The 20,184-nt window shown below is 68.7% G+C and carries 16 protein-coding genes; 6 read left to right on the forward strand and 10 right to left on the reverse strand.

Annotated elements, in window-relative coordinates:
- Positions 1-102: 102 nt before the first annotated feature.
- Both VMT65_RS18115 and VMT65_RS18120 read left to right on the forward strand, forming a co-directional pair.
- A complete protein-coding gene (locus tag VMT65_RS18115) occupies positions 103-432 on the forward strand; it encodes a WXG100 family type VII secretion target (protein ID WP_326309454.1) in 330 nt (109 codons plus the stop codon).
- 49 nt (positions 433-481) lie between these two features.
- On the forward strand, positions 482-784 hold the full coding sequence (locus tag VMT65_RS18120) for a WXG100 family type VII secretion target (protein ID WP_326309455.1): 303 nt from the start codon (positions 482-484) through the stop codon (positions 782-784).
- A gap of 66 nt (positions 785-850) precedes the next feature.
- On the opposite strand, the gene eccCa is transcribed toward VMT65_RS18120, so the two are convergent.
- The gene (gene eccCa / locus VMT65_RS18125) at positions 851-4,879 is read right to left on the reverse strand and encodes a type VII secretion protein EccCa (RefSeq protein WP_326309456.1); all 4,029 of its coding nucleotides are present in this window, start codon (positions 4,877-4,879) and stop codon (positions 851-853) included.
- An 80-nt stretch (positions 4,880-4,959) separates the two neighbouring features.
- Between eccCa and eccD the strand changes: the two genes are divergently transcribed.
- Complete coding sequence (eccD, locus tag VMT65_RS18130; protein WP_326309457.1) at positions 4,960-6,432, forward strand: type VII secretion integral membrane protein EccD; 1,473 nt, start codon at positions 4,960-4,962, stop codon at positions 6,430-6,432.
- 47 nt (positions 6,433-6,479) lie between these two features.
- Positions 6,480-7,856 carry a type VII secretion-associated serine protease mycosin gene (gene mycP, locus VMT65_RS18135; RefSeq protein ID WP_326310292.1) on the forward strand — a complete coding sequence of 459 codons (1,377 nt, stop codon included), beginning with the start codon at positions 6,480-6,482 and terminating at the stop codon, positions 7,854-7,856.
- 3 nt (positions 7,857-7,859) lie between these two features.
- Here the strand turns inward: mycP and eccB are convergent, their stop codons facing one another.
- Complete coding sequence (eccB, locus tag VMT65_RS18140) at positions 7,860-9,347, reverse strand: type VII secretion protein EccB (RefSeq protein WP_326309458.1); 1,488 nt, start codon at positions 9,345-9,347, stop codon at positions 7,860-7,862.
- Positions 9,348-9,454: 107 nt separating this feature from the next.
- Here eccB and eccE point away from each other — a divergent pair, with 107 nt between their 5' ends.
- A complete protein-coding gene (gene eccE, locus VMT65_RS18145; protein WP_326309459.1) occupies positions 9,455-11,098 on the forward strand; it encodes a type VII secretion protein EccE in 1,644 nt (547 codons plus the stop codon).
- A gap of 11 nt (positions 11,099-11,109) precedes the next feature.
- Here eccE and VMT65_RS18150 read toward each other — a convergent pair whose 3' ends face one another.
- The 3 genes from VMT65_RS18150 to VMT65_RS18160 form a co-directional block, all read right to left on the reverse strand.
- Complete coding sequence (locus VMT65_RS18150) at positions 11,110-11,694, reverse strand: NADPH-dependent FMN reductase (protein ID WP_326309460.1); 585 nt, start codon at positions 11,692-11,694, stop codon at positions 11,110-11,112.
- 24 nt (positions 11,695-11,718) lie between these two features.
- The gene (locus VMT65_RS18155) at positions 11,719-13,017 is read right to left on the reverse strand and encodes an NAD-dependent epimerase/dehydratase family protein (protein WP_326310293.1); all 1,299 of its coding nucleotides are present in this window, start codon (positions 13,015-13,017) and stop codon (positions 11,719-11,721) included.
- A gap of 218 nt (positions 13,018-13,235) precedes the next feature.
- Positions 13,236-14,051, reverse strand: a complete 816-nt coding sequence (locus VMT65_RS18160; protein WP_326309461.1) for an S-methyl-5'-thioadenosine phosphorylase — start codon at positions 14,049-14,051, stop codon at positions 13,236-13,238.
- Positions 14,052-14,147: 96 nt separating this feature from the next.
- Between VMT65_RS18160 and VMT65_RS18165 the strand changes: the two genes are divergently transcribed.
- Positions 14,148-14,492 (forward strand): metal-sensitive transcriptional regulator, encoded by a 345-nt coding sequence (locus VMT65_RS18165; protein ID WP_326309462.1) that lies wholly within the window; start codon positions 14,148-14,150, stop codon positions 14,490-14,492.
- Positions 14,493-14,767: 275 nt separating this feature from the next.
- Here the strand turns inward: VMT65_RS18165 and VMT65_RS18170 are convergent, their stop codons facing one another.
- The 5 genes from VMT65_RS18170 to VMT65_RS18190 all read right to left on the reverse strand — a co-directional run bounded on the left by VMT65_RS18170 (position 14,768) and on the right by VMT65_RS18190 (position 20,020).
- Positions 14,768-15,751, reverse strand: a complete 984-nt coding sequence (locus tag VMT65_RS18170; protein ID WP_326309463.1) for a nitrilase-related carbon-nitrogen hydrolase — start codon at positions 15,749-15,751, stop codon at positions 14,768-14,770.
- 79 nt (positions 15,752-15,830) lie between these two features.
- Entirely contained in the window at positions 15,831-16,793 is a 963-nt protein-coding gene (locus VMT65_RS18175; RefSeq protein ID WP_326309464.1) for a helix-turn-helix domain-containing protein, read from the reverse strand.
- A gap of 110 nt (positions 16,794-16,903) precedes the next feature.
- The gene (locus VMT65_RS18180) at positions 16,904-17,758 is read right to left on the reverse strand and encodes a nitrilase-related carbon-nitrogen hydrolase (protein ID WP_326309465.1); all 855 of its coding nucleotides are present in this window, start codon (positions 17,756-17,758) and stop codon (positions 16,904-16,906) included.
- An 83-nt stretch (positions 17,759-17,841) separates the two neighbouring features.
- The gene (locus tag VMT65_RS18185) at positions 17,842-18,822 is read right to left on the reverse strand and encodes an AraC family transcriptional regulator (RefSeq protein ID WP_326309466.1); all 981 of its coding nucleotides are present in this window, start codon (positions 18,820-18,822) and stop codon (positions 17,842-17,844) included.
- A 274-nt stretch (positions 18,823-19,096) separates the two neighbouring features.
- Complete coding sequence (locus tag VMT65_RS18190) at positions 19,097-20,020, reverse strand: helix-turn-helix domain-containing protein (protein WP_326309467.1); 924 nt, start codon at positions 20,018-20,020, stop codon at positions 19,097-19,099.
- Positions 20,021-20,184 lie beyond the last annotated feature (164 nt).

The raw sequence follows: 20,184 nt of genomic DNA on the forward strand, positions 1-20,184 counted from the left end.
GTGTGCTGACTAATAGCTACATCAGGGGTGGAACCGTCGGGTCGTGACCTACGTCTAATCACTGCGAACAGGTCGTCCGCCCGCGAATCGAAAGGAGGCACCGTGGCCGGTGCATTCGAAGCCAGTAATGAGCTCATCCAGGCCAAGGCCCAGGAGTTCCAGAAGACGCACGACATGCTGATGCACGCCATCGCCGATCTCAAGCGCGATGAGGACAGCATGGTCGCCGGCTCCAACTGGCGGGGCGGCGCCGCCGACGCGTTCAACGCGTTCATGCAGCGCTACTACTTCCAGGCCGACAAGCTCAACGACAAGTTGATGCACACCGCCGAGACGCTGATCAAGGTCGGCTCCAACTACGAGGAGCACGACAAGGACTACCAGTCCAAGGTCAACGCGCAGATGTCGAGCCTCGACCTCCCGGCCGTCTAACCGTCCCCCGGCCTCCCCTCTTTTCGAACCTTTGGCAAAGGAATTCACCATGGCAGCAATCGACGGCCAGATCATCTCCGCCCACTTCGAAGGCGTCGCCGACGGCGCGAACTCGATCATCCGCCGCGCGGAGGTCATTCGCGACCAGCTCGAGGCCTTCCACCGCAGCGTCGAGGAGTTCGTCCAGAACAACTGGAAGGGTGACGCCAACGACGCGTTCGCCGACCTCCAGCGCATGTGGAATCAGCACGTCCTCCAGCTGAACACGACCCTCAATGGCGCAGCCACCTTGGTCCGCACCGGCAACGCCGAGCTCCAGGCCAAGGACACCGCCCTCGCTGGCCTGTTCTGAGGTCGACCAGAACTTCATAGCGAGCGGGCCCCGGCAGTACTGCCGGGGCCCGCTCGCGTTCACGGTCTAGGTCTCGGCCGGAGGCATCCAGCCGGTTTGAATCAGCTCCTCGCCCGCGCGGGTCGCATAGGTGCCGCGGCCGGGGGGCATCAGGGAGGGGCGGGTGTTGCCGAAGAGGACGCCTTCGTCTCGGCTACAGCTCATGACGAGGGAGGCGGAGTTGAGTTCCTTGAGGCGGTTGAGGGTGGCCTCGTACATGGCTCGGCCCGCCCCACCGGAGCGGCGGGCCAGGATGACGTGGAAGCCAAGATCCCGGGCGTGGGCGAGGTGGTCGACCATGGCATGCAGGGGGTTGCCGCTGGCATTGGCGACCAGGTCGTAGTCGTCGACGATGACGTAGAGCTCGGGACCGCGCCACCAGGAGCGGTCCTTGAGCTGCTGCGGGGTGACATCCGGGCCGGGCATGCGCTGGGTGACGTAGGCGGCCAGGTCGGCCATGTTCTGGGTGAACTGGGGTGCGGTGGTGCCGTAGCCCGCGAGGTAGCCCTGGGGGACGGTGCCGAGCATGGTGCGGCGGTAGTCGCCCATGATGATGCGAGCCTGGTCGGGAGTATTGGACGCGCAAATGGATTGGACCAGCGAACGCAGCACCGTGGTCTTGCCGCATTCCGAGTCCCCGATGATGACGAAGTGCTGGCTGACCCCCAGGTCCAGATAGACCGGGGCCAAGGCGGATTCGTTGATGCCGAGCGGAAAGCTCAGGCACGGCTTGGCGCGGTCCACCCCGGCGGGCCAGTCACTCGCCATGTGCAGCAGTTCTTCTCGGGGCAGCCGCTCCGGCAGCATTCGCACCCGCGGGGCCGGGCGACCCGGCGTGAACTGCGCGATCGTCGAGACGGCCTGTGCCACACCGGTTCCCAGGCTGGTCGGATCCGAGTTGCCGTCCACGCGCGGCAAGGCCGTCAGCATGTGCAGCCCGTCGGCGGTCATACCGCGCCCCGGGCGGCCCATGGGAACCAGCGCCGCGAACTTGCGCCCCAGATCCGAGTCCATCGGATCGCCGAGCCGCAGTTCGATTCGCGTGCCGATCTGATCCTTGAGCGCGGGCCTCGCCTCGGCCCACCGGTTGAGCGCCATGATCACGTGAACGCCGTACGAAAGCCCCTGCACCGCAAGGTTCATGACGGTCTGCTCCAGCAGCTCGAACTCCTGCCGGAACGCGCCGTAGCCGTCGATCACCAGGAAGACGTCGCCGAACGGATCCTCCCGCACCCCCGCCGCGGTGTCGCCGCCCGCCTCGCTGGCCCGCAGTCGCCGGAATTCGGCCATGGATTCGACGCCCAGTTGCCGGAAGCTCGCCTCGCGCCGTCGCACGATGCCGACCATCTCCGCCACGGTGCGCCGCACCTTGTCCTCTTCCATGCGGCTGGCGACCGCGCCGACGTGCGGCAGCCCCTCCAGCCCGACCATGGTGCCGCCGCCGAAGTCCAGCAGATAGAACTGCACCTGTTCGGCGGTGTGCGTCAACGACATCGCCATGACCAGCGAGCGCAGCGCCGTCGACTTGCCGGACTGCGGCCCGCCGACCACCGCCGCATTGCCGCGCGATCCGGACAGGTCCACCACCATGGGGTCGCGGCGCTGATCGTAGGGCCGGTCCACAATGCCGATCGGGGCCCGCAGGGCCGCAACGGGATTCCAGTCGCCGGTGAGAATCGAGTGCGGGAGCAGCTCGTCCAGCGTGGGCGGCTCGCCGAGCGGCGGCAGCCAGATCTCGTGCGCGGGGCGGCCGTGCCCGCGCACCCGCGATACCAGCATCTGCAGATTGGAGATCTGATCCGAATCCGAGGGCTCCTCGATGAGTTCCGGCGCCACCGGCGGCGGAATCCGGTCGGAGGCCCGGAATTCCACGTGCCCGGCGGTGAACGGCCGCGCGACCGTCTCGATCTCGACCGACTGCGAGGTCACCGTGACCTCCCGATACGAGCCGCCGCCGAGATACGGCCCGGACACATAGGCGGATTGGAACCGTTGGATCTCCCCCGAATCCGATTTCAGATACCCGCCGCCGGGATTGTTCGGCAGGTTGTAGGCGTCCGGCACGCCCAGCACCTGCCGGGATTCATTGGCGGAGAAGGTCTTCAATCCGATCCGATAGGACAGGTGGCTCTCCAGCCCCTTGAGCCGCCCCTCCTCGAGCCGCTGCGAGGCCAGCAGCAGATGCACGTGCAGCGACCGTCCGAGGCGGCCGATCATGGTGAACAGTTCCGCGAAATCCGGGTGCTGCGACAGCAATTCGGAGAATTCGTCGAGCACCACGAACAGCGCGGGCATGGGATCCAGATCCGCGCCCGCGGCCCGCGCCTTCTCGTATTCGGAGACATTGGCGAAATTGCCCGCCGCGCGCAGCAGTTCCTGACGGCGGTTCATCTCCCCGGCCAGCGCGTCACGCATGCGGTCGACGAGGTCGGCCTCCTCCTCGAGATTGGTGATGATGGCCGCGACATGCGCGACGCCTTCGAGCCCGAGGAAGGTCGCGCCGCCCTTGAAGTCCACCAGCACGAAGTTGAGCTGATCCGGCGAGTGCGTGGCGATGAGCGAAAGCACCAGCGTCCGAAGGAATTCCGACTTACCCGAGCCGGTCGCGCCGATGCACAGCCCATGCGGGCCCATGCCGCCCTCGGCCGCCTCCTTGATATCGAGCACCACCGGCAGCCCGTCGGCCCCGACGCCGAACGGCACCCGCAGCCGTTCCCGGCCGTAGCGCGGCTTCCACGCGGTCTCCGGCGTGAACGACCCGATATCGCCCAGCGCCAACAGCTGCGACCAACTCGAAATGACCTCGCCCTCTTCGCCGGTTGCCTCGGCGGTGCGCTGGGCCGCGGCCCGGTAGGGCGCGAGCCGCCGCGCCGCCTGCTCGGCCTCCTTGGCGGTGATGCGGTCGATCACCGCGAAGCGCTCCATCACCCCGGATGGCCCGCGCCCGGCGCACTCCCCGTTCTCCACCACCATCTGAATGCCCCGCGAGGCGGCCAGCCGGGGCGCGTACCCGCACAGATCGATGACGGTGACGCCCTCGAATCCGGTCTCCCGCAAGGGATCTTCCTCGGCCTCGAGCAGCCCGCCGTCCACCACCAGCACGATCTGGATCAGATTCGGATTGGGCGGTTGATTGCGCGAGTATCGAACCCGGTTGTACAGCAGGGGATTCAGATCGCTGTGCGCCTCACGAATGGACCCGTACACCATGCGCCCGCTGCCCACCCCGTCCTGGGATTCCGGATGCTGGGTGTGCGGCAGCCATTTTGTCCATTCCCATTCGCGCGCGGTGTCGGGTCCGCAGACCACGGCGATCAGCACCTGGTCCGGGCCCTGGAACATGGCCAGTTGCAGCAGCATGGCCCGGGTCATCTCGCGGGCCTGCGCCCGGTCACCGGTCAGCTGGACGCTGGCGAAGCCCTTGATGGCGATGGCGGTGGGCAGATCCGGGACCGTCGAATGGGTGCGCACGAACCGGCGCAGCGAGACCGCGGCAATGGGTTCGAGCTCCTCGACGGGCCCAGTTTCCGGGGCGACCAGTCTCGTAGCAAGCCTCTGGCTACCGAGCCCGATGCGGGCGTGGCAGAAGTCCTTGTCCCCCGGCCGCCGCTCCCACATCCGCGTGGTCCCCGCCAGCATCCAGATCAGTCCGGGCTCGGGATGACTCCATTCGACGGCCGCCCGCTGCTGCCCCGCCGTCTGCTCCACATCGCGCCGAACCTGATCGAGATAGCGCAGATAGTCCTTGCGGTCCTCATTGGCCTCGGCCGCCTTCTGCCCCTTGCCGCCCTGCCCCGCGTACATCCCGACCATGGAAAACACCATCATCATCGGGAACATGAGGCTCATCGGATTGGTGGCGATGCCGCTGCCGGAGGTGATCATGAGCGCGACCATGCCGAGCATGCCGACGCCCATCACGACGGGCATGAGCTTCGAGAAGAGATTGGCGGGCACCGCCCGGGGGATCTCCGGCGGCGGTTGCAGGGTCACCTCACCGCCGGGCGAGCGGGGCATCTCCCGGCGTGGCTTGCGCTGGAACCGTACGGTGCTCATTGCTGACAATCACCACCGAATCCCGTCGGACATGTGGTCCGAGTGTACGGACGGCAACCATCATGCCGTACAGTGCGGGCGTGACGCACTCGCGTACGGACCATCTCGACGCGCTCCGCCCCAACTCGGCGGGCACCGTCCGCGCGCCCGATCTGGCGCGCGTCACCATTCTGGCCAAGCACACCCAGGTCGATATGGCCATTCCCGTGGATGTGCCGGTGGCGCTGGTCATTCCGAGCGTGGTCGACATGGTCGATCAACACAATCGCGCCAATGACTTCGACACCGACGGCGAACAGTTCGAGCCGCACGAGTGGGTGCTGGCCCGCATCGGGCAGCCGCCCTTCTCCAATTCCCTGAGCCTGGCCGAGCAGGACGTGCGGGACGGGGAGCTGCTCATGCTGGAGAGCGCCGAGCACATCGCGCCGACCCCGCTGTTCGACGACATCATGTACAACGTCGCCATTGCCGACGCCGACCATTTCCAGGGCTGGACGCCGCGCACGGCCCGGCTCACCGGATCGGTGCTGGCCGTGGCCATCATGGCAACCGGCTGCTTCGGCCTGCTGGCCGCGCCCACCGCGATTCCCGGCTGGGTGAGCGGCATCGTGGCCACCTTCGTGACGCTGCTGCTGGTCACCGCGAGCATGGTGATCGCCCGCATGTACGACGATCACGCCAGCGCGCTGGTGCTGGGCGGATGCGCGCTGCCGACCGCCTTCAGCGCGGGCATGCTGTACGTGCCGAGCCATTACGGCTGGGCCAATGCCCTGCTCGGCGCGGTGTTGACCGGTGCGACAGCGATTCTGGTGTGGCGGGTGAGCGGCGTCGGGCCGGGCCTGTTCATCGGCGCGACCACGGTGGCGGTGTACGCGATTCCCGCCGCGCTGGTGGGTCTGCTGACCGAGGTGTCCGCCCACGCCATCGGCGGCGGTGTCGCCACCCTGGGCCTGGCCGGATTGTCGCTGGCCCCAAGGCTTTCCATGCTGCTGGCCAAGTTGCCGCTGCCGCCGGTCCCCGCCCCGGGCACGCCGATCGATCCGACCGAGGACGATCCGGACGATCACCGCGCGCTGCCAACCATGGAGGCGCTGCGCCTGAAATCCGAACGCGCGCGCCAATATCTGGCGGGGCTGGTCGCGGCCACGACCGTGGTGGTCGTGGCGGGCGCGGTCGCCGCGGTGGACCCGACCGCCGACAGCCCGTACTGGCCGGGTCTGGCGTTCGCGCTGGTGTGCGCGGTCGTGCTCATGTTCCGCAGCCGCACCTACGCGGGCGCGGAACAGGCGGTGGTGCTCATCGCGGGCGGCACCGCGATCGTGCTGTCGGTGCTCATCGGCGCGGCCCTCACCCAACGTCAGCCGCTCACGATTTTTGCTGTGGCACTGCTGCTTTTCGCGGCGGCGCTGGTGCTGGGCATCCTGGTTCCGCGCCAGCAGGCGACGCCGCCCATGCGTCGCGCGGTGGAGCTGTTGGAGTACGCGTTCGTGGCCGCCGTGGTGCCGCTGGCGTTCTGGGTGACCGATCTCTACACGCTGGTCCGCGGACTGTGAGAGCCCGCGGACCCCGCAGACTCCGCACGGCGACCGCCATATCCGTGCTGGCACTGAGTGTTTCGTTCGGAGTCGGTGCCGCGCCGGGTACGTCCGCCGCCGACCGACCGCCGCCCATCGACGCGGGCCTGCTGCCGCCGGGCGGTCCCGCGGTCCCGCCCACCGAGACCGAGCATCCGGCCAATTCGCCGTGCTTCAGCACCCAGGCCGGTGGTGACGGGCCGACCATCCCGCCGACGCAGCGCACCCTGGATCTGCCCGACGCCTGGCAATTCGCCCGCGGCGCAGGACAATTGGTGGCCGTCATCGACACCGGGGTGTCACCGCATCCCCGACTGCCGGGCCTGATTCCCGGTGGTGATTACGTCGCGGCGGGCGGGGACGGCACCGAGGACTGCGATGCCCACGGCACCATCGTGGCGGGCCTCATCGGGGCCACGCAGGTGGATGGTCAGGGGTTCGCCGGGGTGGCACCCGAGGCGCGCATCATGACCATTCGTCAGACCAGTGCGCTGTATCAGACCAAGGGCGCGGGCCGGGAGAAGGGCCCCGACGACATGCCCGACGGCTACGGCAAGATCTCCGCGCTGGCCTCGGCCGTGCGGCGGGCCGCCGACGCGGGCGCGCGGGTCATCAATATCTCGCTGGTCGCCTGTCCCACCAGCGAACCCACCAGCTCGGACATGGGTGCGCTGGGGGCGGCCGTGCAGTACGCGGCCGACGTGAAGGACGTGGTCATCGTGGCGTCGGCGGGCAATACCGACACCTGCAAGGCCAGCAACCCGGGCCTGGATCCGCTGCACCCGTACGAGGATCCGTGGAATCGGGTCTCGTCGTATGTGGTGCCGGCCTGGTGGGATGCCTACGTGCTGTCGGTGGGCTCGGTGGACGCCTTCGGCCAGCCCTCCAAGTTCACCGTGCCCGGGCCGTGGGTGGGGGTGGCCGCGCCGGGCGAGAACATCATCTCCCTGGACCCTCGCAATACCGGGCTCACCACCGCCAAGGTCACCAACCAGGGTCAGGTGGTTCCTTACAGCGGAACGAGTTTCGCCGCACCCCAGGTCTCCGGCGTGGCCGCACTGGTGCGCTCCCGCTTCCCGGACCTGCGCGCCGCCGACGTCATCAAACGCATCGAGGCCACCGCGCACGCCCCGGGCGAGGGCTGGAACCCCTACATCGGTTACGGCACAGTCGATCCCGTCGCCGCGCTCACCGCCCAGGTACCGGCAGAACTCCCGCCCAAGCTCCCCGCCGCTGCCCGCGACCAACAGCTGCCGCTCCCCAAGCCGCCTGCCGCGCCGAACAACACGCCACGCAACGTGGCCTTGATCGGCACCGGCATCGTCTCCCTACTCCTGCTGCTCGGCTTCCTCGCCTCATTCCCTCTGCGCCGCAAGTTCGGTGCGCACGAGACCGACGACTGAGTATCAGTTGGCGCTGGGCGCTTGGGTTTTCACCGGTTCCTTGGCCGGGCTGGGATCCGGTGCCACGCCGTCGTGGGCGACCATGGCCGCCTCCCGGCTCAAAGTCGGTCCGGGCGCGAGCAATCCGAGGATCGGCCAGGGCGCGGGCTCCGGGCGCACCTTCTCCGGGTCCATGCCCAGCGCCTTGGCGGCGTCGAGGTTCTTGATGCCGAAGCGGACGCCGTAGTCGGAGACGAAGAACAGGCTGTCGTGGCGCTGGCTGTCGGGCTCGATGCCGGTCGACTGCACGTACGCGCCCGCCCCCGGCTTCATATAGAAGCTGTCCACATTCGGCCCGTTGCCGTCGGCCTGGGCGAGCGGAACCAGCTTGGCGCGGTCGGGAATCGGGACGGCGTGCCCGGTGAGCACGGTCAGTTCGGCGTGCTTGCTGCCGTCGGAGGTGTCGGCCGAACTCAGCGGCTGCCAGGACAGGCAGTCGATGGGCTGGTCCTTGCCGTCCACCAGCGTCGGGGCCGCGTCCGGATACTTCGACACCTGTAGCGCCGCGGACACCGGCGCGCCGGTGCGGTCGGCCTGCGCGATGTGGTCGTCGGCGGCCGCGGACCGGTAGGCATTGCGAATGATGTCGGCGGTCAGCGGCGACACCGGCTGCAGGCCGTCGCCGAGCACCACGTAGTACTTGCTGTCGGTGCGCACCTGCACCACGTCGCCGATCTTGTGGTCGCCGATCGGGTAACCCGGTGCGGCCCCGGCATTCTCGATGCGCGGTGCCACCAGCGGCAGCACCTCGGGTATGGCATTGAGCAGGCCCTCGCTGATCGGTCGCGGGGTCTGCCCGCGCAGGTCGAGGGCGTCGACCACGGCGCGATCGTTCAGATCGATTTGGGCGCGCTCATTGTCGTAGACCAGATAGGTGTTGTTCTTGCCCTGCACCAGCAGCGCCTTGCCCGAGGGCAGCGCGGATGCCTTGTCCGCCAACGTCAGATCCCCGACCAGCACCGAGGTGGTGAGGGTGCGGCTGCCGTCATTGGACAGCGCGTCGCACACCGTCCAGGTCCGGCCGTCGCCGCCGGTGAAGTTCAGCGAGGCGGGCGCGCCCGGAATGCCGATCAGCTGCCCGCGCGGCTTCTTGGCCAGCTCGGACTCCTTGACCGTCGCGGGCTTGGCGGCATCGCCCGCGGCCAGCCGCGCCGAGGCGATGTTCAGCGCCGGGTGCACCACATTGTCGAGCACCACGTAGACCGCGCCGGTGTCCTTGCCGATGAGGATCTTGTTGGACCCGATCTTGTCCTGCGGCCGCAGCAGAGCCAATATCCCGCAACCCGCCAGCGCGACACACGCGAGAATCAGTCCGGCGGTCATGGCGCGGGACTGTGAGCGCATGGGATCGTGCAGCATTCGCACGTCCCTGCGGACCAGGGCGTGCTCCATGCGACGGACCAGGAAGCGGTAGCCGCTCACCTGCCATCGGGTCGTGGGTTTCGAAGGCATCCAAGTCCCGGGAGGTCGTTGCGTTCGCCGAACACAGTACAGTGACCAGGACCTTCATTCGCATTCGACCGCCCCGCGCGGCCGAAATCGGGAGGACGGGGACGCCGATGACGATCGATTCCGAGGCGACGGCGGTACGGCCGTTGCTCGGTCGGATCTCGTTCGCCAACCTGGTGTGGGCCCAGCTCGCCGGACTGGTCGTTCTGGTGTTCGCCATGGTGTGCGGCCTGGTCTGGTGGGGCGCGCTCGCCCTCGGCATAGTGGTCGGTCTGGTTCTTTTGCTGCCGCTCGGCAAACGCACAGTTTCCGATTGGATCGCCACCCGCGGCCGCTTCCGCGCCCGCCGCGCGCACCCGCCCGCCGACATCATCGACTTCCGTGCGCCCGACGGCCGCTCACTCGGCCTCTACCGGGACGGCAGCCGCGTGGTAGCCGTCGTGGAACTGCTCGCGCCCAAGGGCGGATTGACCCGGCTCGACCGCGCCACCGTGCGCTCGACCCACCTGCTGCCGCTGCCCGAACTCGCGAAAAGCCTGAGCCAGCACGACATTCTGCTGTCGGGCATCGATATCGTCTCGCACGGCTTCCGCAGTCGCTCCGGCACGCCCGCGGGCGCGATCTACGAATCGCTGCTCGGCCCGCTGCCCGCCACCGCGCACCGGACGGTGTGGCTGGCCATCGCCTTCGACCCGATCACCTGCCCGGACGCCGCGGCCCGGCGCGGGGGCGGGCTCGCGGGCGCGTGTCGGGCGGTCACCATCGCCACCCAGCGCATCGTGCGCACCCTGGAGGACGCCGACTGCGCGGCCCGGCTGCTCACCGCGCCCGAGATCCGGCAGGCGGCGCTACAGGTCACCGCGGGTGTGGATCCCGGTGAGCTGACCCAGCATTGGCGCTATGCCGAACTCGGCAACAGCGTGAACATCGGCGCGGCGGTGGATCCCGAGGAGCTGGCCTCGGAACTGCTTGCCCAGCTGTGGGTTCCGGCCTCGCGCGGCACCACCGTGGCCGTGCGACTGCGACCGGGTCGCAGCGCCGACACCGTGCGCATCGGCGCGGCCTGGCGGCTCACCACCCGGGAGCTGCCCGAGGAGCCGGTGCAGCAGCGCATGATCTCCATGAACGGCCGCCACCGCGAGGGACTGCTGGCGCATCTGCCGTTCGCGGTGCCGGGGCTGGACGACACCGTCCCCACCGAGGTTCGCGATATCGCCGACATCGCGGCCCTGCATCTGCCGTCGGCGGGCTGCGGCCAGTTGCTCGGGTCCGACGAGGACGGCAATGGCGTGGCCATTCGACTTGTCGGTCAGGGCATTTCGAGTGTCTACGTGGCTGGCGAACTCTATCTCGCGCAACAGTTGATCTTCCGGGCGCTGGCCGTCGGCGAACGCGTCCTCATCCGCACCGACCGCCCGCACGCCTGGCATCAGCTGGTCACCACCATCGGCAATCCGGAACGGCTCACCGTCGCGGTCGAAACCCACCAGTCCGACGCCGATTTCACCGCCACCGTCGTCGACGGCGTGCTCGCACCCGCCCCGCACGCGGGCGTCACCACGATCTACCTCACCGGCGACCCACTCGGCTGGCCCGGCGCCAAACCCGACCTCTCCATCCATCAACCCGGCGCGGCCGGCAACCGAATCATCCTGCGCACCGGCACCACCGAGGTCCCCCTGACCCTGGTCTCCATCCCCCGCGAGTCCACCTACATCGGAAATCCCCGCGCGGCAGCCACTTTCGCGCGCTGATCGAATCCGCGTCAGCTTCCCGGATACGGCTCCGCCGTGCGGGCCGCGCGCAGCGCCGTTGCCCACCAGGCCAATTGGCGCAGCATGCGGGCCGAGGCGTCGATGGCCGCGCCGTCGTGGGTTTCACCGTCGGCGTCGAACTTGCGTTTGGCCTCGTGGAAGCTGACGGTCTCGCGAATCGAGACCATGTGGATCTCGGCCACCACCTGCCGCAGCTGTTCGACAGCCCGCAGCCCGCCGGAGAGTCCCCCGTAGCTGACGAATCCGATGGGCTTGCCGCGCCATTCACGTTTGACGCTGTCGAAGGCGGTCTTCAGCGAGGCCGGATAGCCGTGGTTGTACTCCGAGGTCACCGCCACGAAGGCGTCGGCGGCGTCGATGCGCTGCTGAAAGGCGCGCACCTCGTCGTTCTCGGTGAGATCCAGCGGCAGCGGCGTGTCGATGAGGTCGATGACCCCCACCTCGAACTCCCCGTCGGCGCGCGCCTGCCGCAGAAACCAGTCGGCGACCACGGGTGCGAACCGCTTGGGCCGCACACTGGCGACTATCACCTCGAGCCGGAGCGGTGTGGCCTCGGGCCGGAGCGCAGTGTCCATGTCCGCGAGCCTATCGGCTGCGCTTCAGCGTCGTCCGATCCCGCGCGCCGCCGCGTAGTCGGTCAGCCCCTGGGCGGGCGGGGTGCGCGCGGTGAAATCCAGGGCATGGCGCGCCCGTTCCGGGTTCGCCACCATATGCCGGATGTCGGTGATCCGGCACTGACCGGTGACCAGCGGACTCGGGCCGTCCACGGCCTTGGCCATGGTGGCGGCCACCTCCCACAGGGTGAGCGGACGCCCCGAGGCGATGTTCAAGGGCACGAATCCGGCCAGCGGGCGCTCCACCGCCGCCACCGTCGCCACCGCCGCGTCCCGGACATGCACGAAATCCCTTACCTGCCCGCCGTCTTCGAAGACGCGCAGCTGCCGACCCGCCCGCAATTCGGCCCGGAAACGCGCCACCACACCGGATTCCGCCGATCGCACGTGCCGCCCGTCGGCCACCGGATCGCCGTACAGGTGGTGGTATCTCAACACCGCGGCATCCCCGCCGGTATTGGCCACCCATGCCAGCGCGTAGTGCTCCTGGGCGACTTTGCTTGCCGCGTAGGCGCTTCGGGGCCGCAGGGGCGCGTCCTCGAGCACCGGCTCCCAGGTGAGCACCTCGCCCGACCGGGGCGCGCGATGGTCGTACATGCCCCGATCCAGATCGCTCCGCCGCCGCAGGCCCGGATAGAACGGCCCGCTGTGCTGGCCGCGATAGCGGCCCTCGCCGTACACGGCCACCGACGATCCCAGCACCAGCCGCGGCACCGCCGCCCGCTCCATCGCGGCCAGCAGCGTCGCCGTCCCCGCGTCATTGTGCGAGGCGTACAGCGCCGCCGACCGCATCCCCTCGGCCCCGAACCGCAGGGCCTCCCCCGCCCGGCGCTGCCGTTCGGCCGCCCGCCGCCCCGCCTCCGGGTCCGGCCGACCGGACCCGCGCACACAGGGGCCCGCCCCGTGCCCGTCGCCCGCGGCGGTCTCGGCCACGCCGCGCGCTGGAGTCGAGGCTTCGTCGCGAGGCCGCCGGGCCGCGGGAAGATGCTGCTGCAGAGCCGGATTCAGACCGCTCGACGGCGGTGGCCGACCCGGATCGCGCAGGTGCGGCATGGGTACCGCGGCGGCCAGGTGGCAGACCACGTCGACGTCCCCGAGCAGGGGCTCCAACGCGTCGGGGTCACGCAGATCGACGCGGGAAACATCCTCGGGCAGCACCGGATCCGGACCGTGAACGGTGGCGAGCAGCGCATCGATGGCGATCACCTCGTGCCCGGCGGCCAGCAGGGCCCGATGCACATGCGAGCCCAGATACCCCGCCGCGCCGGTCAACAGCACGCGCAGGGGCTCGGAACCGCCCGCACTCATGCCCCCAGCCTATTCGACCGCCGCCGACCGCTCACGTCCAGCGCGGTCCGTAACCCGAATACCTATTGGGTGATGGACATTCCGGGCGATCCACACAATCCCGGGAATGCCGCCGCGAGCAGGTGCAACGACGCACCGCGGGGCACAACGATGTGCCCCGGTCGCTCGGGCGGCGGTCCGGTCGGATCCCAGAATCAGGGGAGCTCGAAGGGCAGTTGCACGCCGGTGCCGGTGAGGACTCGGCACTTGTCGCAGGTGTCGTCGCCCTCGACGGCGGCGACGGCGCGGCGGACCAGGGCCTTGAAGGGCACCAGGTTGCGCTCGAATTCGGCGAAGACGGCGGCGGCGCTGACGCCCTCACCGGACTCCAGCCCGGCATCCAGGTCGGTCACCAGAGCGATTGCGGAGTAGCACATTTCGAGCTCGCGGGCGAGCACGGCCTCCGGGTGCCCGGTCATATTGACCAGCTCCCAACCCTGTCCGGCGAACCAGCGGCTCTCGGCGCGGGTGGAGAAGCGCGGGCCCTCCACCACGACCATGGTGCCGTAGTCGTGCGAGGGCAGCTCGTCGCCCACGGAAGCGATTGCGGCCGAACGCAGCTCGTCGCAGTACGGGTCGGCGAAGGAGACGTGCACGCCGCCGGTGTCGTAGAAGGTCTGGGCGCGACCGGAGGTGCGGTCCACCAGCTGGTCCGGCACGGCCACGGTGCCCGGACCCCAGTCGGCACGCAGGCTGCCCACCGCACACGGGCCGAAGATGCGACGCACGCCCAGCGACCGCAGCGCCCACATGTTCGCGCGATACGGCACGGTGTGCGGGGAGAACTCGTGCTTGCGACCGTGCCGCGGCAGGAACGCGACCGCACGCCCCTCCACCTGGCCGATGGTGATGGGCGCGCTGGGCGCGCCGAAGGGGGTCTCGACCTCGACGGTGACGGCGTCATCGCCGAAGAAGTCGTAGAACCCGCTGCCTCCGATAATGGCGAGCGATGCCCGTGGATCCGAACTCATGGCCACGATTCTTGCGCATGCGCGCATGAGTGGTACTACCAGGGCAAACCATGTACCCTAGGGGGGTATTGCACCCCGGGAGTGAGGACAGCGCAGGTGACCACCGACAAGACCGCCGCCGCAGAGACCACCGCCGACCAGTCCTGCCACGACCACGCCACCCACGGCTACATCACCGCCAAGGACGACTACCTCAAGCGCCTGCGCCGCATCGAGGGCCAGGCCCGCGGCCTGCAGCGCATGGTCGAGGAAGAGAAGTACTGCATCGACATCCTCACCCAGGTCTCCGCCATGACCAAGGCCCTCCAGGCCGTCGCCATGGGCCTGCTCGAGGACCACATCAGCCACTGCGTCGTCGACGCGGCGGTGGCAGGCGGCCCCGAAGCCGAAGCCAAGATCAAAGAGGCCACCGACGCCATCGCCCGCCTCGTGCGAAGCTGACAACTCTCGAAACTCCCAGGGACTTCCCCTGAAACCCCTTTCAAGCCCCCAGCCCGAACCACCCGGCACGCCAAGCAACTGGCCCCAGCCCCCGCACGCCCGGCGACTCGCCCCGTCATTTCGGCGCGCTCTTGGCCGGAATCCACGCTGGCCGGTGGCAATCCCGGCCAAAAGCACGCCGGGATGACGTTGGGCCCCTCCGCCGAGTGGAGACGCTGCCGAGCCGCAGCACCTTGCCGGGGCGTGAAACTATCTGCGGGCGCGGCCCGCGGGGCTCAGCAGGCGGCGGTGCCGCCTGGGTAGGCCCTGATCGTCATGGGGAGGGCCCAGCGGTCGGGGCCCGATTGCCAGCCGGTGGCGGCGCGGCGGGCGTTGCGGCGGGCGGTGGCGGGGGTGCGGTCCTTGCGGGTGGCGCGGGGGGATTCGCACGGCGGGTCGGCGGTGGCCGCGCCGATGTCCAAGTCGGCGTAGAGGATTCCCTGCGCGCCCTCGTCGAGGGAGGTCACCACTTCCGAGCCGTCTGCACCGTAGATGCGGGCGCGACCGGTCGGTCCGGTGGTGCGCGGGCGGGGCATGCCGCCCCAGGCGGCCTCGCCGACGACGGCGGTGGGCGCGAGGACGTACGCGCCGACCTCCAGGGCGTACATGCGGCAGACCGTGGCGCTCGAATCCGGGCCGGGCACATCGCCCTCCGGGCTGGCGGGCCAGGCGGCCACGTGGATCTGCTCCTCGTCGGCCCGCAGCGCGCGGGTGAGCAGCGGACGCTGATTCTCCTGCCCCGACAACGCGCCGTACTTGCCGATCGGCGTGTGATGCACCGCGGGCAGATTCGGCGTTCCCGAGGCGAATATCTTGCGTTCCACGCTGTTCAAACCGGCCTTGCGGCGTACCGACAGCAACTCTCCGGAATCGTCGATCACGGCCTGTGACAGATAGATTCGCCGATCCTGCCGCTCTCCGAATCCGAGCACGACGTGAATGCCGTGCGCGGCAGCGGTTTCGGTGATCGCCCGCATTTCCGCGCCATCCCGCGTCATCGAATTCTCGCGGCATCGAGTCGAATACTCGACATTCCACTGATTGGTATCGATCCACCGCCACCACGGATATCCCGGGAGAAACGCCTCCGGGAATGCGATCAACCGGGCACCGCGCGTGGCTGCCGTTTCGATCAGTTCGACGACCTGCTCGACGCCGTCGGACAGCCGCAGCCAGCTGGGTTCGGCCTGGACGGCGGCGACTCGCACCGTAATCCTCATCGCTTATCCCTCATGGAACGTGATGCTTGCCAAGAGTTTCCGGCCGAACAATGGCGACGAGTGCCGAATCACCGACTGATCATGCCAATGCGCGAAATGCCCCCGGAGTTGTCCCCATTTCCAATCGGAAGCTTCGGTAGAAACTCCGCTCCGTGAGGAATCCCGACGCTTTCGCGACCGCCGATAGCGGCAACTGTGGCGCATTCCGCAACAGATCGCAAGCACGTTCGATTCGCATGCGCCGCAACACCGTTCCGGGCCCGCCCTCGAACTCGCCGAACACGCGGTAGAGCGTACGCCGCGACATCCGACAGCCTTCGGCGATTCGATCCACCCCGAGATCGGGATCGGCGCAATTGTTGCGCATGAACGCCAGCACGCGTTGCCGATTCAGCGCGTCCGCGGACTGGTCACGCGGGGTACGCCCGGACGCGGCGACCACGGCGGCGGCCAGCAGATCCATTCCCGGCTCGGCCAGCAATGCCGCCCCGGTGGGATCGGTGCGCTGCAATCCCGCCACGCCGCGAAAGAATTGGGCCACGATTCCCGGCGCGGTATCGCTGGAAAATATTGTCGCGGTGGGAATCTCCCGATTCTCCAAGCCGTAGCGATCACGCAATCGACTCAGCGGCACCTGCACGACGACCTGTTCGAACTCCCCCCGCGCATCCCAGTGATAGGGACGGGTGCTGTCGTAGAACGTAATTCCGCCCGGCCCGACATCGGCGATCCGGCCGTCCTGATGCAGTCGCGCCACGCCCATGGTCGGAATGCTGGCCAGCAGATACTCATCGTTGGTGCGGCTGATCAGCGGCGCGGTGCGCGCGATGACCTGCGGCACGGAACCGATCACGGACAGATCTAGTTCGTCATATCGCGCGTGTTCGATATACCCATGAAAGCGACCAGTCGGTTTTGGCGAGACAGCCAGCGGCACATACGCGGCGTTCACCTGGGCTTCCCAACGCTCGAATGCCTCCGCCGACGACTGCTCCGGTCCCGATCGCACCTCGATGCGATCGACCGCTCCTGACGCGTCCACTCCCCGTCCTCGATGACAATGCTCGGCCTCATGGACAGCCGAATACGTGGGGAGAGTGTGTCAGATCGAGCCATAGTGAGCCAATGCACGAATCGGTACGCCTGGTACCACTACGCGGCCGACTCGAAGCTGAGGTCCAGCTCCAGATCCGCGTACAGCAAACCCTGTTCGTGACCGCCCAGCGGCGACGCCAATTCCTCACCGCCCGGGGCGAAGATGCGCGCGTGCCCGCCCGGACCGCGCACCAGCTGCTTGGCGGGCTCGCTGCCGTGGCGGCTCTCGCTGCCCGCCACGTCCATCACCGAGCACGCCGCGATCACGTTCAGCTGCCCGACCACCGCGTACCAGAGCGTGGCCGCATTGTTGACGCGCACACCCCAATCCACGTCGCGCGCCACGATGAAGCCCGGCCAGGACACCACGTGGATCTGCGCCCCGGTGAGCTCCAGTTCGCGGCGCGCCGGGAGATGCAACTGCTCGGAGCCGCCCTGCACCGCGATGCGGCCGATGCCGGTACGGAACACCTGCGACTCGCCGGGCTCACCGCATCGGAAGATCTTGTGTTCCAGCGGTGTCAGCTCGGGCTTGCGACGGACTCCGAGCAGCACCCCTCGGTCGTCGATGAGGCACTGCGACATGTACAGGGCGCTGCCACAGCGTTCGCTGAACCCCAGCAGCACATGAATCCGATGGCGGCGTGCGGCATCGGCGATGCGACGGAACTCGGTGCGGCCCACCGTCATCGAATTGGTGCGATAGCGCGCGAAGAAGCCCTGGCCCCAGCTCACCGAATCCAGCCACAGCCACCACGGGTAGCCGGGCAGGAAGGTCTCCGGGAATGCCACCAGCTGCGCACCGCCGACGGCCGCGTCCTCGATCAGGTCGATGGCCTGCGCGACACCGGCGCGCAGATCCAACCACCGCGGCTCGGCTTGGACGGCTGCGACTCGCACCTTGGTAGGCACCTCGGCTCCTTCGACGGATCGGATGATCTGTGCAATCACCCTTCGCCGAACGCGTGCCGCTAACAGCGACATACCGTGCCGAGCTACCGACCGCGTGTGCCTGCGTCCAGTTGGGACCGGAATTGGCCGGGCGTCACGCCGGTTTCCTGCCGAAATGCCCGGTAGAAATGCCTATCGGTCGCGAACCCGGAGGCCGCGGCAATCGCCGAAAGCGGCCGATTCGGGTCGGCGCGCAGCAGCCTGCGGGCGTGCTCGACGCGCATGCGGCGCACCAGGGCCGCGGGTCCGCCGATGTCCTCGCAGACCCGGTAGAGCGTGCGCCGCGAGACCAGGCAGGCGTGCGCCACCTCGTCGACGGTGAGGTCCGGGTCGGTGTAGCGCTTGCGCAGCACCGCCAGCACCTGCTGACGGGTGTACAGCGAATCGGCCGGGGCGGGCGAGCTCTGCCCGTTGGCCAGCAGCACCGCCGAGGAGAGCATGGAGGTGACCTGAGATTCCAGTACGTTTGCCGCACGGTCGGTTTCGTTGACCGGCAGGACCGCCATGCCCCGGAAGAAGTCCGCCACCACACCCATGGCGCCGGTGGTCGGCATCGCCTTGGCAATCGGTAGTTCGTCGCGTAGGAGCCCGGCGTGTTCGAGCACCGCCGACATGGGCGCGCGCACGATGGTGGACACCGAGTTCTCGGTGGTGCGGCTCTCGATCGGGCGGGCGCTGTCGTAGAAGGCGATGGTTCCGGCCCCGCCCTCGGCGAGCCGGCCGTTCTGCTCGGTCCAGTTCGCCCCCTCCACAACGATATTCACCAGCAGGAAGTCCGCTCCGGCCTGCTCGAGCTGGCGCTTGGTGCGGACCAGGCGCTGGGCGCTGGCCGTCATCAGGGTCAGGCTGGTGCGATCGACCTGGGTGCTGCGGACCTTGCCGTGCCAGTGGCCCTTGCCGAGCGGTTCGATGATCGACGGCAGCACGGCGTCGGCGACGATCGCCTCCCACTGTTCGAATGCCTGCCGCGCGGAGACCTCGGAGGTGGTCGATACTTCGGCGCTGGCAGTGGACGCGATACCCACACCGCCATCATTCCATTACCTGGCCGCTGGCAAACTGCGAATGAAGCCGACGGATGCGACGAAACAGACCAATTGCCCGGATTTTTCGCGCCGGATGCTCAGGAACGAGGGTGCCGATCACACGGCGAAGGAAGAGGCCGCACGCCCGGTCGTCGGCGGCTCGAGGCGGCGACCGGGCGGCGCGTGTCCCAGTATTGCGATCTCCGCGCGCGCTGTGACTGCCCGCCCGTGCCAGATGACTGCCAATTCGGGTCACCGGCTTTTCACCCTCTGATCAGGCATGACGCGATCGGAATTCGCCAGGGGTCATACCGGTTTCGCGTTTGAAGGCCCGATAGAACTGCCGCTCGGACACGAAGCCCGAGGCGCGCGCCACCGACAGCAGCGGGCGGGTGGGATCGGTGCGGATGAGCGCGAGCGCCCGCTCGACCCGCATGCGCCGCAGCATGGCCGCCACGCCGTCCCCGCCGTGCTCGAACATGCGGTACAGGGTGCGGCGGGAGACCGAGCACGCGGTGGCCACCTGATCGATGGTGAGATCCGGGTCGGCGTAATGACTCTGGATGTATCCGAGGGCCTGCTGCTTGGCGAGGGCGTGCGCGGGTTCGTCGCGCGGCAGATCACCGGCCGCCAGCTGCACCACCGAGGCCAGCAGTCCGGTGCCGTGCCGGGCCAGCTCCGCCGCCTGATCCGGTGCGGTGTACTGCAATTGCGCCAGGCCGCAGAAGAACCGGCCCACGATTCCGGCCGCGCCCTCGGGTGGAAACCGTACGGCCGTCGGCACCCGCTCCGCCGGTACCCCGGAGGCCACCACCACCTCGGCGAGGGGCACCTGCACCGCCACCACGCCCCAGGACTGCTCGAAATGCGCGCTGAACGGACGCGAACTCACGTGCAGGGTGAGCCCGCCGTCGGCCAGTTCGCCCACCCGGCCGTCCTGTTCGAGCCAGCCGTGCCCGTGCGTGGTCACGCTCGCGAACAGGATCGGTTCCTCGGGTTCGTGAATCAGCCGCGGGATTCGGCTCAAATGCTGACCGCTGGCCGTCACCGTCGAGACATTGATCCCCTCGAACCGCGACTGCACGATGCGCGCCCGAAACTCCCCCGCCCGTACCGGAGTCACCACCAGTGGCACATAGGCCGCGGCGACCACGGCTTCCCACTCCTCGAATGTCTCCTGCTGCGAAACCTCCGGCATGGATCGAACCTCCACCACCGCAGGCGTGGCGCCGCCCCTCATCGCCCGATTCTCGCACCCCACCCCCACCCCGAACCCCCAATTCCCTTAACAACATCCAACTTTCACCCACCCGCCCGAATTAACCGATTGCCCGCAACTTGCGCATTGAATCCCCATCAAGG

The sequence above is a fragment of the Nocardia sp. CDC153 genome, assembly GCF_035818515.1.
Classification (GTDB): domain Bacteria; phylum Actinomycetota; class Actinomycetes; order Mycobacteriales; family Mycobacteriaceae; genus Nocardia.

Coding starts and splice junctions, on each gene's coding strand:
- VMT65_RS18150 (WP_326309460.1), bottom strand. CDS start 11,694: ATGGACACTGCGCTCCGGCCCGAGGCCACACCGCTCCGGCTCGAGGTG.
- VMT65_RS18190 (WP_326309467.1), bottom strand. CDS start 20,020: ATGCCGGAGGTTTCGCAGCAGGAGACATTCGAGGAGTGGGAAGCCGTG.
- VMT65_RS18170 (WP_326309463.1), bottom strand. CDS start 15,751: ATGAGGATTACGGTGCGAGTCGCCGCCGTCCAGGCCGAACCCAGCTGG.
- eccB (WP_326309458.1), bottom strand. CDS start 9,347: ATGCCTTCGAAACCCACGACCCGATGGCAGGTGAGCGGCTACCGCTTC.
- VMT65_RS18160 (WP_326309461.1), bottom strand. CDS start 14,051: ATGAGTTCGGATCCACGGGCATCGCTCGCCATTATCGGAGGCAGCGGG.
- eccE (WP_326309459.1), top strand. CDS start 9,455: ATGACGATCGATTCCGAGGCGACGGCGGTACGGCCGTTGCTCGGTCGG.
- eccCa (WP_326309456.1), bottom strand. CDS start 4,879: ATGAGCACCGTACGGTTCCAGCGCAAGCCACGCCGGGAGATGCCCCGC.
- VMT65_RS18120 (WP_326309455.1), top strand. CDS start 482: ATGGCAGCAATCGACGGCCAGATCATCTCCGCCCACTTCGAAGGCGTC.